The organism is Streptococcus oralis subsp. dentisani (assembly GCF_002860905.1).
In the GTDB taxonomy this organism is placed as follows: Bacteria; Bacillota; Bacilli; order Lactobacillales; family Streptococcaceae; genus Streptococcus; species Streptococcus oralis_BA.
In genome coordinates this window covers 75,948-88,942 of the sequence record NZ_PKIG01000002.1, presented here as the reverse complement: position 1 = coordinate 88,942, position 12,995 = coordinate 75,948, and the positions used below count along the sequence as shown (strand labels likewise).

The 12,995-nt window shown below is 39.8% G+C and carries 10 protein-coding genes; 2 read left to right on the top strand and 8 right to left on the bottom strand.

The genetic code is table 11. The features are described from left to right. Nucleotides 1-430: 430 nt before the first annotated feature. From CYK16_RS03490 to CYK16_RS03470, 5 genes are all read right to left on the bottom strand, one after another. The gene (locus CYK16_RS03490) at nucleotides 431-1,510 is read right to left on the bottom strand and encodes a carbamoyl phosphate synthase small subunit (protein ID WP_000166853.1); all 1,080 of its coding nucleotides are present in this window, start codon (nucleotides 1,508-1,510) and stop codon (nucleotides 431-433) included. Nucleotides 1,511-1,559: 49 nt separating this feature from the next. Further along, nucleotides 1,560-2,483, bottom strand: a complete 924-nt coding sequence (locus CYK16_RS03485; RefSeq protein ID WP_101776639.1) for an aspartate carbamoyltransferase catalytic subunit — start codon at nucleotides 2,481-2,483, stop codon at nucleotides 1,560-1,562. Nucleotides 2,484-2,501: 18 nt separating this feature from the next. Next, complete coding sequence (gene pyrR / locus CYK16_RS03480) at nucleotides 2,502-3,023, bottom strand: bifunctional pyr operon transcriptional regulator/uracil phosphoribosyltransferase PyrR (protein WP_000644747.1); 522 nt, start codon at nucleotides 3,021-3,023, stop codon at nucleotides 2,502-2,504. A gap of 210 nt (nucleotides 3,024-3,233) precedes the next feature. Next, on the bottom strand, nucleotides 3,234-3,863 hold the full coding sequence (gene nth / locus CYK16_RS03475) for an endonuclease III (protein WP_060805713.1): 630 nt from the start codon (nucleotides 3,861-3,863) through the stop codon (nucleotides 3,234-3,236). After that, a complete protein-coding gene (locus CYK16_RS03470) occupies nucleotides 3,863-4,405 on the bottom strand; it encodes a YceD family protein (RefSeq protein WP_060805712.1) in 543 nt (180 codons plus the stop codon). The genes nth and CYK16_RS03470 overlap by 1 nt, the downstream gene beginning before the upstream one ends. 163 nt (nucleotides 4,406-4,568) lie before the next feature. Here CYK16_RS03470 and CYK16_RS03465 point away from each other — a divergent pair, with 163 nt between their 5' ends. Beyond that, nucleotides 4,569-4,898, top strand: coding sequence for a hypothetical protein (locus CYK16_RS03465; protein ID WP_060805711.1), 330 nt, complete (start codon nucleotides 4,569-4,571; stop codon nucleotides 4,896-4,898). 391 nt (nucleotides 4,899-5,289) lie between these two features. Continuing rightward, nucleotides 5,290-6,840 (top strand): ATP-binding cassette domain-containing protein, encoded by a 1,551-nt coding sequence (locus CYK16_RS03460; RefSeq protein ID WP_060805710.1) that lies wholly within the window; start codon nucleotides 5,290-5,292, stop codon nucleotides 6,838-6,840. A gap of 336 nt (nucleotides 6,841-7,176) precedes the next feature. Here CYK16_RS03460 and CYK16_RS03455 read toward each other — a convergent pair whose 3' ends face one another. The 3 genes from CYK16_RS03455 to ciaR all read right to left on the bottom strand — a co-directional run bounded on the left by CYK16_RS03455 (nucleotide 7,177) and on the right by ciaR (nucleotide 12,927). Continuing rightward, nucleotides 7,177-10,671, bottom strand: coding sequence for a pneumococcal-type histidine triad protein (locus CYK16_RS03455; protein ID WP_101776638.1), 3,495 nt, complete (start codon nucleotides 10,669-10,671; stop codon nucleotides 7,177-7,179). 257 nt (nucleotides 10,672-10,928) lie between these two features. After that, entirely contained in the window at nucleotides 10,929-12,263 is a 1,335-nt protein-coding gene (gene ciaH / locus CYK16_RS03450) for a two-component system sensor histidine kinase CiaH (protein WP_060805709.1), read from the bottom strand. Beyond that, entirely contained in the window at nucleotides 12,253-12,927 is a 675-nt protein-coding gene (gene ciaR, locus CYK16_RS03445; protein WP_060805708.1) for a two-component system response regulator CiaR, read from the bottom strand. Before ciaR ends, ciaH begins: the two co-directional genes overlap by 11 nt. Between the last annotated feature and the right edge of the window lie 68 nt (nucleotides 12,928-12,995).

Below are 12,995 nucleotides of genomic sequence, written 5' to 3'. Positions count from 1 at the left end.
CCGTAAAGAACACAGTGAAAATAGGAAACTCGGTGCAGACGCCTTCAGCGTCAAGACGATGTTTATCTTTTTCACACAGTTCTTAGGGCGTGTTCACTTCCGCGAACAATGTATCTTCTCCTTTCTATTCGGCAACTCTCAGGTTGCCATTAAATAAATTCTCCGACGATTTTTTAGCGAAACGATACTTTTCGGTAAAAAATCTAGTGCAGGGAGTTTTTAGTTCGCCTGATAGCGACTAAAAGAAACGACCTGCCTTTCTATTCGTCGCCTCACAGAGCGACATTAAATAAGATACAAAGGACGAATAGAAAGCGATTGAATTTTAGGAAACTAAGGAAGGATTGACAATCCAAGTTGGTTTCTCTAAATTCCGAGCTTTCCGTCCGTGTTCAGTTACATAAATTCTCCGACGAGCTTTTACTCGTTCTTAGTTTGATTGTTTAAAAGCTTCCATCATCTCGATAAACTCGTCAAATAGGTAGCTTGCATCATGAGGACCAGGAGCTGCATCTGGGTGGTATTGAACAGAGAAAGCAGGTTGGTATCTGTGACGCACACCTTCAACTGACTTGTCATTGATTTCTTCGTGGGTAATAATCAAGTGTTCTGGCAAGTCCTCACGGCTAACTGCATAACCATGGTTTTGACTTGTAAAATCCACACGTCCTGTAGCAATTTCACGTACTGCATGGTTGAATCCACGGTGTCCAAATTTCATCTTGTAGGTCTTAGCACCATTTGCCATTGCAAAGAGTTGATGCCCCATACAAATACCAAAGATTGGAATTTTTCCTTGCACACCACGAATCATATCCAGTGCTTGTGGAACATCTTCTGGGTTACCTGGACCGTTTGACAACATAACTCCGTCAGGATTGAGATGGAGAATTTCTTCAGCCGTTGTCGAATAAGGAACAACCGTCACGTTACAGTTGCGTTTAGAAAGTTCACGTAAAATTGAGTGCTTGAGACCAAAGTCCACTAGAACCACGCTCAAACCAACTCCTGGAGCTGGATATGAAGTTTTAGTAGAAACCTGTTTGATATTGTCTGTCGGCAAGACTGTTGCTTGGAGCTGGTCCGTCACATGATCCATGCTGTCCCCAACATGGGTCAAGGTTGCACGCATAGTACCATGCTTACGGATAATCTTGGTAAGAGCACGTGTATCAATTCCTGAAATACCAGGAATTTTCTTGGCTTTCAAAAATTCATCCAAGGTCATTTGGTTGCGCCAGTTGCTTGCTCTACGTGCTTCTTCGAAAACAACAACTCCCTTACAAGTTGGAATAATGGATTCGTAATCATCACGGTTAATTCCATAATTTCCTACCAAAGGATAAGTAAAGGTCAAGATTTGTCCATTATAAGACTGGTCTGTAATGGATTCTTGATAGCCGGTCATGCCTGTATTAAAGACGATTTCGCCTGTTACATCAATATCTGCTCCGAAGGCCTTGCCTTCAAATACTGTGCCATCTTCTAGTACTAGAAGTCTTTTTGTCATATTTTCACCTCTCGTGGACGCTCACTGGCGTCTTTTAACGTCTTGTGTTTTAGTTGGCGTTTCTACTCGCCAGTACGGATTCTAAGATTGCCATTCGAACAAAGACACCATTGGTCATTTGTTGGACAATCCGTGATTTTGGTGCTTCAACCAAATGGTCTGCGATTTCTACATCACGGTTGACTGGAGCTGGGTGCATGAGGATTGCTGTTTCTTTCAAACGGTCATAACGTTCTTGAGTCAAACCATGTTGTGCATGGTAGTCTTCTTTTGAAAAGACAGCTCCACTTTCGTGGCGTTCATGTTGCACACGGAGAAACATCATGACATCAACCTGATCAATGATTTCATCAATGGTTACAAACTGTCCATATTCTGCAAACTCTTGACTTCTCCATTCCTCAGGTCCAGCAAAATAAAGTTCTGCACCTAAGCGTTTCAAAATCTGCATATTAGATTTGGCAACGCGTGAGTGGTCCAAGTCACCTGCAATCGCAACCTTGAGACCCTCAAAGTGGCCAAATTCCTCATAAATGGTCATCAAATCAAGCAAGCTCTGGCTAGGGTGTTGGCCCGAACCATCTCCACCATTGATAATGGAAGTCGTAATCGTTGGACTTGCAATTAACTCTCTGTAGTAGTCAACCTCTGGGTGACGAATCACACAAACATCCACTCCTAAAGCAGACAGAGTCAGGATGGTATCATAAAGTGTCTCACCCTTATTAACCGAACTAGTTTTCACATCAAAGTCAAGTCGTTCCAATCCCAGTTTAATCTCTGCCACTTCAAAGGACTTATGCGTCCGTGTAGAATCCTCAAAGAAAAGATTGGAGACAATCGGATGGTCCTCATAGGGAAGCTGAGCTCCGTTTTTAAACTCAATTCCTCGCTTGATCAATTTCATCACTTGATCGACAGTGAGGTCTTCCATGGATACCACATGGTTCAATGCTTGTTGATTTTCTGACATGGCTACTCCTTTAGCTTTCTAAGCTTCTTCAGTAATCAGAACTCTGTCTTGGCCATCAAGTTCTGCCATCTCTACGATGATTTCTTCAGAACGACTGGTTGGGATATTTTTTCCAACGTAATCTGGACGGATTGGCAATTCTCTATGTCCACGATCGACTAGAACTGCTAAACTCACGCGCGCAGGACGACCATGACCTACAATATTATCAATAGCAGCACGGATAGTGCGGCCTGTATAAAGCACATCGTCCACCAAGATAACTTCACGGTCTGTCACATCAACAGAAACTAAAGAAGTATCTTCTCCACTTTTAACATCGTCACGGAAGGGTTTAGTATCCAATTCTACAACCGGAACTGAAAGGTTTTCTAGCTGCTCTAAACGTTCCTGGATACGGTGGGCGATAAAGACACCGCGAGTTTTAATACCAGCCAAGACGATTTTATTCAAATCTTTGTTGCGTTCGATAATCTCATAAGTAATACGCGTAATCGCTCGTTTGACGGTCAATTCGTCTACAACTTCTTTTGCCTTCATGACAAACCTCCAAAAAGAAAAGTCTCCTTAAACAAGGAGACTTGAAATGTATAGCTAAGTAAGCCCTACTACAAACAGTATAGACTTCACCCTTCTACTTTATCACGCTCCTTGCCTGCCTCACGGGACAGGTTTAAAGGAATATTTAATTATCAATTACTATAGCACAAAGCATGCTTAAAATCAAGCAAAAACTTTTGAAACCCCATCTTATAACTTGCTAAAATCATATAACTGTGGGTACTGGTCACACTCTGGATTTTTAGGATGGCAGATAGCCCGTCCGAAATAAATCATGGCCTGATGGGCTGCTAACCATTTTTCAGGTGGCAAAATATCCATAACCCGCTTTTCCACCTCAAGCGGTGTCGCTGATTTTTTGACAATATCATGGTGTTTACAAATACGCTCCACATGAGTATCCACTGCAAAAGCTGGAATCCCAAATCCTACACTCATGACAACATTGGCTGTCTTGCGACCAACACCTGCCAAACTCTCCAATCCCTCACGTGTTTGAGGAACTTGACCATCAAAATCATCTAGTAACTGTTGGGCACATTTCTTAAGGAATTTAGCCTTATTTCGATACAGTCCCAGGCGAGAAATGTGTGAGGCAATTTCACTTTCTGTTGCAACAGACATGGCTTGTGGCGTTGGAAAGGCAGCAAAGAGACCTGGTGTGGCCTTATTTACCGCTGCATCTGTCGTCTGGGCTGACAACATGACCGCAACCAAGAGTTCAAAATGATTGGTAAAATCAAGACTTGGCTTGGCATCTGGAAACAGAGCAATGATTTCTTCCAGCACCTTTCGTGCACGTTTTTTTGACAAGACCATTATTCGTCTCCATCAAATAGTCCTTGTAAGCCAGCAAAAGGACTGTTTTCTTCTTTCTTAACTGCTTGTTGAGCTTGGTATTCTTCCTCAGTCATGATTTGCCAGTCATTTCCTGACACAAATCCTTGACCAGCTTCTTCTTCAGCCGTCAAGACCTTGATAGGAATGTTTAGTAGGATATTGTCTGACACGCTCTCAGCAAGGTCAAGTTCTCCATTTTCGATAGGCAAGACCAAATCATCATCTAAAACTTCCTGATCTAGCTGGTTGGTTGCGCCTTCCATGAAAACTTCCGTTACTGGATAAGATTCAACTAACTCAACTGGCTCCATACTGCGACTTGAAGCAAGAACAATGGTATAAGATAGTTGATAATCTAAGAAATACATACGGTCTTCGTACTGTACTTTCCCAACTGCAAGGATATCTTTTACATCTAAAATTTCTTGATTACGTGCATGCAGGTCTGCGGCTAGGTCTAAGGTTTGTTCAAAATGCAAGCCTTCAGACTGCTTACGAATTTCTTGAATATTTAATTTCATACTTCCTCCATAAAGATTTACTCTCTTGATTATACCATGAAAAGGCTACAAATCAGCCCACCAAACTTTGTAATTAAAATTCGATTTTTTTAATATATTTATCACTATATTTTTTGGTGCTATACTATAGGCAAGAATACATGATAGCAAGGATGATGCCCCTATGGAAGACAAAGAACTCATTACAAATGCAACCCAACTCCTATCCGAGTTAAATAAAAGCTACCAAAACTGTAAACAAGGTACGGCAGATGATATTCGACTGCAAGAGCTGCTAAATACTACTCTGCAAGAGCTCAAAAAAGCGGAAAAGTTGAACAACAGTATCTTAATCGACCTTGAGAAATTTTACCAACGTACCAGTCTTCTGATAGGCCTCGGTAGCCTAAAACTGAACGACCAAGCACGCATTGCTTGGCGAAACTACGACAAATTCCATTACGAGCATGTCAAACACGTACTGACTCTTTATGGACCTGTTTTTGGATTTTAGAACTTGGAATTTCCAGTTTTCTGTTGACAAAATTTCCTTAAAGGTATAGTATAAAGATACTAATACTCGGAGGTAAGGGAGACATGAACAACTAAGTCTATCAAATAAAGAACCTTTATTTAGTAGATCTTGTTTTTGTCTCTTTTTGTGTACTCTTTTATGCTCTTTCTTCTGGCATTTTATACTCAATGAAAATCAAAGAGCAAACTAGGAAGCGAGCCACAGGTTGCTCAAAGCACTGCTTTGAGGTTGTAGATAAGACTGACGAAGTCAGTTACATATATCTACGGTAAGGCGACGCTGACGTGGTTTGAAGAGATTTTCGAAGAGTATTAATAGAGTTTTTTTGACATAAACTTTGGCTCTACTAGGTAAAGTAGAGCTTTTTGTTATGCAATATCAACATTCTAGAAAGGACAATCATATGATAAAAATCAATCACCTGACCATCACACAAAACAAAGATTTACGAGACCTTGTCTCTGATCTAAGCATGACCATCCAGGATGGGGAAAAGGTAGCTATTATTGGAGAGGAAGGAAATGGCAAATCAACCTTACTTAAAACTTTAATGGGGGAAGCTTTGCCTGATTTCACTATCAGGGGAGACATTCAATCTGATTATCAATCAATAGCCTACATTCCTCAAAAAGTCCCTGAGGACCTGAAAAAGAAAACTCTACACGACTACTTCTTTTTAGATACTATCGATTTAGATTACAGTGTCCTCTATCGTTTGGCGGAGGAGTTGCATTTTGATGGCGATCGCTTCGCTAGCAACCAAGAAATTGGTAGTCTATCAGGGGGTGAAGCTTTGAAAATTCAGCTCATCCATGAGTTAGCCAAACCCTTTGAGATTCTATTTTTAGATGAACCTTCAAATGACTTGGATCTTGAGACGGTTGATTGGCTAAAAGGTCAGATTCGCAAGATTAGACAAACCGTTATTTTCATTTCCCATGATGAGGACTTTCTTTCTGAAACGGTAGACACTATTGTTCACTTGCGACTGGTCAAGCACCGTAAAGAAGCGGAAACACTAGTAGAGCATTTAGACTATGATAGTTATAGTGAGCAGAGAAAGGCTAATTTTGCCAGACAAAGCCAGCAAGCAGCCAACGACCAAAGAGCCTACAATAAAACTATGGAAAAACATCAACGAGTTAAACAAAATGTAGAAACTGCTCTTCGAGCTACCAAAGACAGTACTGCAGGTCGCCTATTGGCTAAAAAGATGAAAAATGTCCTCTCTCAAGAAAAACGCTTTGAAAAGACAGCTCAGTCCATGACCCAAAAACCACTTGAAGAGGAAGAAATCAGACTTTTTTTCTCAGATATACAGCCATTACCGGCATCTAAAGTCTTAATCCAACTGGAAAAAGAGAATTTGTCCATTGGTGATCTAGTTTTGGCTCAAGGACTTCAACTAACTGTTCGTGGCCAAGAAAAAATCGGTATCATTGGCCCAAATGGTATTGGGAAATCGACTCTGCTAGCCAAGTTTCAACAGCTGCTTAGCGCCAAAAGAGAAATTTCGCTTGGTTTTATGCCACAAGATTACCACAAAAAACTGCAATTGGATTTATCACCAATAGCCTACCTCAGCAAAACTGGAGAAAAAGAGGAACTGCAGAAAATCCAATCTCACTTAGCCAGTCTCAATTTCAGTTATCCAGAAATGCAGCATCAAATTCGCTCCTTATCTGGCGGGCAACAGGGAAAACTCCTGCTTTTGGATTTAGTCTTGTGCAAACCAAACTTTCTCCTGTTGGATGAACCTACACGAAACTTTTCTCCAACTTCTCAACCCCAAATCAGAAAACTCTTTGCAACCTATCCAGGCGGTCTCATCACTGTTTCGCATGACCGTCGTTTCTTAAAAGAGGTCTGTTCAAGCATCTACCGCTTGACAGAACATGGTTTGGAGGTAGTTAATTTATAAGATTCATACTCATGAGGATAATTCTTTGCTTTGGAGCACTATTTAAACATTATAATCAGTGAATAAATCTTATATCCACATTCAAGTCAATAATTTCTTGTAATCAACTCTAAATAGACGGATAAAAACTACTTCTAACTATCAAAAAACGAGCACCTCCTCAGTTGGAAATGCTCGTTTTCTTATGTTGCCATGGTTTATAATTACAATGAGAAATAGGAAACAGCCTTGAATGGGAAAATCTCCTAGATCTACGACCACAAACTTTTTTATCTACCAACTTTTTTATTCTACTGTTTTTTCTTGATTTCCAGTACTTGTTGGAGATTCTGTTGTTTACTTTTCTGGAACTGATTCAGCAGATTTAGAATCTGTTGCGTTGCTCGGTTTGTTTTCGTCGCTGGCAGTTTCACTGTTAGATTCTGCAGCTGCGTTTGGTTGGTTCTCAGCACTTGTCTTATCACCATTTGCCTCGGCATTTGTTGCTGGAGTTGTTTCTTCACTTGCGCTTGATTTTGACTTGATTTCTTGATTCAAGATCAGAATAGCTTTTGTCAATTCAAGTAAAGCAGCCTTATCTTTACTCTTAGCAGAAAGTTGATCTAGTAAAGCATCTACCTTATCAAAGTCCTCATCAGAACCCTTATTGTTTTCTAAGTAAGCGTGAAGTGACATGAGGATATCGTAAAGTTTTTGATAGAGTACAAGTGTCTGAGGATCTTGCTCTGCATTTTCTTTCTCTTGTTGAAGGGCGCTAGCGATACGAGTCAAGACATCTTTTACCTGACTATTTACTTCATCCAAGTCTGCATCAGCCTTGTTTGTAGCAACTTTGAGATTTTCTACTTCTTCTGCCAAGGATTGTCTGATTCCTTCTTCTTGGATTTGTTCCAAGAGTTGATTTGCCTTGTTCAAGAGATTTTCTACTTGTTCCTTGCTGACATGATTCACATGCTCTTCAGGCATAAAGTCTCCATACAATTCTTTCAAGAAGCCATAAATAGCTGTCTTGGCACTTTGATTATCAACTTTTTCAGTATCTAGAACTGTCTGGCTTGATTTCGCAGTAGTTGGCTGAGCTTTCAAAGCTTCTTCCACTTCTTGTTTTGCCTGATAGATACTTGGGAATAATTTGTTCAATTCTGCTGCCTTAAGGAAGGATTGAGATTGATACAAGGTCCAAGTCAACTGAGCTACTTTGTTTCGAAGTTCATCACTCAAACGACCGTCATTTACGTGTTCGTAGAAATACTTGATGTATTCTACAGTTGTAACACCAGTTCGATCATTAAAGTCTTGCAAGGCTTGAAGTTGTGATTCAACCGCTGCTAAACCAGCCTCATCTTTAGCCAACTTAGCTTCTTGAAGTCGAACGAGAAGGTCTTTCTTAGGAAGCCCATAAGAATCTGTATCTAGTGTGTTGATTTTATCAATCAAGGCCTGATATTTCTTATCTAGAGCACTTGTTTCAACAGGTTTGACACTTTCATCAATATGGATATATTGCTTATCAAAGAGTTCTAGTGTCGCAAGATAACCTGCTGTAGAGTTCGTTGCCAGTTTCTTCATGTTTTCAGTAAACTGACCTAAGGCTAACTCAATCTGTCTTTGTTCGATAGGCTTGTCTTTATAGATGTTTCTGCTTTCAGCTAGAAGTTGGTCTACTTTTGCCAAAACTACCTTCTCATCAAAAGCTCCAGGTTGGTAGTTGGATTGTAGAGCTGGAATTTTATTTTTCAAAGCCACTTCATAGCCCTTCGTTTGAACCTTGATATAGTGGTTGTGGTCACCATGAGGGATCACAAAACTACCATTTTCTACCTGCAAACTATAAGGAGACACCCCATCTCGCAAGGCAGTGGTATAGAGTTCATTTAGGAAATCAAGCTCTGGATTGCCAGTTTGGAGCGGCAAACGAACATGTTCCTTACGAACAGCGTAAGGATGAATATGAGTTGGATCGTAGGCTTGGTCTGGATTTCCAAAGACAAAGAATCCGTTTGAAATTCTAATAGCTTCAAGTGGAACGCCGTAGGTCTTAGAAATATAAGCAATTTTTTCTTCATCGCTAGCATCTCTTGAGAAAGACTCTACCGTTTTAGCAAGAGGTTTTACAGGCTCTGCATCATGATGTGTTTTCAAATGATCCTGAGCTGCCTTAATTTGTTCAGCTGTCAAATCTTTCTTGAAGAAGTAATGATTGTGGTCTCCATGACTCATGACAAATCCTTGCTCATCCTCACTGATGACACGATTGGCATCAAAACCATGATCGTGTTCTTCACCATGATGATGTCCATGATCATCACCATCGTGCTTATCATCCTGAGCTGGACTTGGTGTTACTGTATTTGCACCTTTCAAGTGATCCTGCGCGACCTTAATTTGGTCTGCTGTCAAATCTTTCTTGAAGAAGTAATGATTGTGGTCGCCGTGACTCATGATAAATCCTGCTTCATCTTCAGCAATAATACGATTGACATCAAAGCCGTGTCCATCTTCTTCATGTTCCTCATGTGAAATTCCTGGATTGATTGGAAGAGATGGAGAAGGTGTTGCTAGACCATTGTTTGGAAGAGTCGGTTGTCCAATTTGATTCGACTTAGGAATGTAATGGAAATGATCACCATGTCTGACAATATAAGCTGTAGCTGTTTCTTCGACAATATCTTTAGGATTAAAGATATAACCATCAGATGTTGAAGAAATTTCCTTATTTAACGTTGAAGAAGCATTATTCAATATAGATGGATTACTTGGAAGACTTCCTAGACTAGACGCTACTTCATGAGGTTTTTCATTTGTAGAAATCATAGAACCAGTACCACCGATAGGCACCATTCTAGCAATCTTTTCTTCTAAAGGAGAGAGCTTGCTGTAAGGAATAAAGTGATAATGGTCGCCATGCGGAATCGCAACTCCATTTGGTGTACGACTGACAATCTTAGCAGGGTCAAAGACTAAACCATCTGATTCACTGTAACGTTGGTCGCTAGGTAAATCATAGAGTTCTTTCAATAGACTTTGGAGATTTTCAACTTTGCTTTCTGGCTTGCTAGTTGATTCTTTCTCTATAGCTTGATTGGTATTGTCACTAGCTGTTGAAGAATAGCTTAGCTGACTCGGTTGCGTATTTTTGCCAGCTAAATGAGCTTTAGCAGCAGCTAACTCACTAGCAGACAAATCACTTTTTGGAATATAGTGATAGTGACCTCCGTGAGGAACGATATAAGCATCACCCGTATCTTCGATAACATCAGCTGGATTAAAGACATAACCATCATCTGTCGTATAGCGTCCCTGAGACCTTGCTACAGCAACATCAGCGCTGACCTTCTCATTATCTTTGACATGTTCTTGTTTTTGACGGTTGATTTCATCCTTAGTTCGAACATTATCAGCATGAGCTGCATCTTTCAGGTAGACATAATATTTTCCATCTACCTTGATGATATACCCCCCCTTGATTTCATTGACAATATCTCCATCCTTAAGTTTGTAGTTTGGATCCTTCATCAAGAGTTCTTCACTAAAGAGGGCATCATAAGGAACTTTCCCGTTATAGTAATGATAGTGATCACCGTGTGACGTCACAAAGCCCTGATCTGTAATTTTGATGACAATTTGCTCAGCCTGAATTCCTTCTTTCTGGCTAACCTGATCTGGTGTCAGGTTTTCAGTTTTCTGACTTGACTGGCTGCCATCCACATAAGAGACACGATTATCGTCCTTATTTTCCTGCGAGCGATGCTGGTTCAGTGCATAGGCACAAAGACTCAAGGATACGATAACAGCTGATCCAGCTGCTATATACTTTTTACTGAATTTCATAAATCCCTCATTTCAATAAATGATGAAGCTTTTTCTTAACTTCCTTTACTTGATTAAATAGTTTTCTAAATTGGTTATTTAACCAATTAATTAACCAGTAAATAGTTTACATTTTTTAAGTTTATCTGTCAAGATTTTTATGTTATTTTAATCATGACCACCCCTAAAACGGGTGGTTTGCCTGTCTCACACCTGACTTAGCGAAACGGACTGAAAGTCACGTAATCCAAAATATCGCCCCATCTGGAGCGATATTTTTATTTTTTCTTTTTAGATGGTGTTTGGATGGCAATCTTCACTTCAAAGATTGTTCCTTTCGGTTTATTATCTTTGACAGTAATGGTTCCTTTTAAGGCATCTACAATTTGCTTGGCTAGGGATAATCCTAAACCAAAACCACCTTTTTGGCGGGTTCTAGCCTTATCCACTCGATAAAAACGATCAAAAATTTTCTTCTTATCTTCTGAGGAAATACCGACTCCATTATCAGAAACAAGTAAATACAGATTACGGTCGGTCGCAGAGATAAGAAAATCAATTTCACCATCCTCTTCAGTATACTTGACAGCATTATCAAATAGGATAGTCATCAACTGCTTCAATAGAAGCTGATCTGTGACAATCGTGCGATGAATCCGATTTTCAAAACGGAAGACACGGTCATTTTCCGAGGCAATCATCTCATAGTTTGTGAAAGTCGTATTGAAAAAACTGGTTGGAACTTCTGCAAGTTCCGGTTTAATCCCATCATCTCTACGAGCTAAGTTCAGCAAGTTTGTCGTCAAAAAACGCATATTTCGGACTTCTTCCAAACTAGAGGCAATGCTTTCGCTCACATCCATAATGGTTGCTTCTGGCTTACGAAAAAGGGTCTCTAAGCGATTTTGCAAAACTGCGAGTGGAGTTCGTAACTCATGACTAGCATTTTCCACAAAGGACTGTTGCTTCTGCATGCTCTCAAGCAGGGGCCTAACACTGACCCTAGCTAGATAGAGACTTGCAAGTAAAGATAAAATCCAGAAACTTGCCATCACAATCACAATCAATTTCTCGTGCTTTTGACTGGCCTGCTCCAACTGACTGGTATTAATCAAGATAGCTGCATACTTGATATTGGTTGAAACCGAACTGATATTGGTTTCCATCAATATCATGCGATAGATTTCTTCTTGTCCATAGCTATTAAAAACCTGAATCTGATAGATATGGCCTAGTTCTTTTTTCTCTAACTTAATCTTATCCAATCCCAAAAATCGATTTCCAGAAAGGAGCTGTGTAAAATTCTTATCAAAAAGAATAACCTCCGTATTGGAACTGACATTGGGTTTTATCTCAGTCTTACTAGTATCTGTAGCGGCATTCTCTAAGTCTTTAATCTCTTCTGTTGCCCTATTTACAGCAAGCTGAATAACTGCCTGAGGATTTTCACTCAGTCCATGAAGCTTATCATCCACCGAAGTATAAAGACTCGAATGCATGACCTGCAAAATAATCAGAGTCATAGTAGAGAAAATCAGAGTGAAGACACCAAAGTTGCGGATAAAATAACTAAAGTCATCCGCATACCATGTTTTTTTTAGTTTACTGAACATCTTTTAAAATATACCCAACACTGCGCAAGGTTTGCAAATTCTCTGCAAAAGTGGTTCCTTTTAATTTCTTACGGATTTTTGAAACATAGACTTCGACAACTGAAATCGTTGTGTCACTATCAAATCCCCATAGACGATCAAAAATCTGAGTCTTAGGCAAAATAACATTTTGATTTTGAAGGAAATAAACTAATAAATCAAACTCTTTCCCTAATAATTCGACAGGAGTATCTTCAACCTTAACGGTATTTGTTGACAAATTAACTACAATATTTCCATAAGTCAAGGTGTTTTCATTAAACTTGCCTGAACGTTTGAGAAGGGCTTGAATCCGCATTTTGAGTTCTTCTAAGTAGAAAGGTTTGGTCAGATAATCATCCGCTCCCAGTTCAAATCCATGTCCCTTGTCATCCAAACTTTCCTTGGCAGTCATGATCAGAACTGGAGTCGTAATTCCCTTTTCACGCAATTCTTTCAAGACTTGGAAGCCATTTTTTTCTGGCAACATCAAATCGAGCAAAATCAAATCATAGACGCCACTTTCAGCTTCGTAGAGACCTTCTTCCCCATCAAATACCTGCATGACATCCGCAAAATCGTCTAAAAAGTCAAATACTGAATTTGACAGGCCTAGGTCATCCTCAACCAATAAGATTTTTATCATGAGAAACTCCTCCTTATTAAAACCATTATACCAAATTTGCCTTAAAAAAAACTCAACTCTCTGTATTT

Bases quoted from the DNA above. Each gene is read 5' to 3' on its own strand.
- nth (WP_060805713.1), bottom strand. From the start codon at position 3,863: ATGGTCTTGTCAAAAAAACGTGCACGAAAGGTGCTGGAAGAAATCATT.
- CYK16_RS03460 (WP_060805710.1), top strand. From the start codon at position 5,290: ATGCAATATCAACATTCTAGAAAGGACAATCATATGATAAAAATCAAT.
- CYK16_RS03455 (WP_101776638.1), bottom strand. From the start codon at position 10,671: ATGAAATTCAGTAAAAAGTATATAGCAGCTGGATCAGCTGTTATCGTA.
- CYK16_RS03485 (WP_101776639.1), bottom strand. From the start codon at position 2,483: ATGTCAGAAAATCAACAAGCATTGAACCATGTGGTATCCATGGAAGAC.
- pyrR (WP_000644747.1), bottom strand. From the start codon at position 3,023: ATGAAGGCAAAAGAAGTTGTAGACGAATTGACCGTCAAACGAGCGATT.
- ciaH (WP_060805709.1), bottom strand. From the start codon at position 12,263: ATGTTCAGTAAACTAAAAAAAACATGGTATGCGGATGACTTTAGTTAT.
- CYK16_RS03465 (WP_060805711.1), top strand. From the start codon at position 4,569: ATGGAAGACAAAGAACTCATTACAAATGCAACCCAACTCCTATCCGAG.
- CYK16_RS03490 (WP_000166853.1), bottom strand. From the start codon at position 1,510: ATGACAAAAAGACTTCTAGTACTAGAAGATGGCACAGTATTTGAAGGC.
- CYK16_RS03470 (WP_060805712.1), bottom strand. From the start codon at position 4,405: ATGAAATTAAATATTCAAGAAATTCGTAAGCAGTCTGAAGGCTTGCAT.
- ciaR (WP_060805708.1), bottom strand. From the start codon at position 12,927: ATGATAAAAATCTTATTGGTTGAGGATGACCTAGGCCTGTCAAATTCA.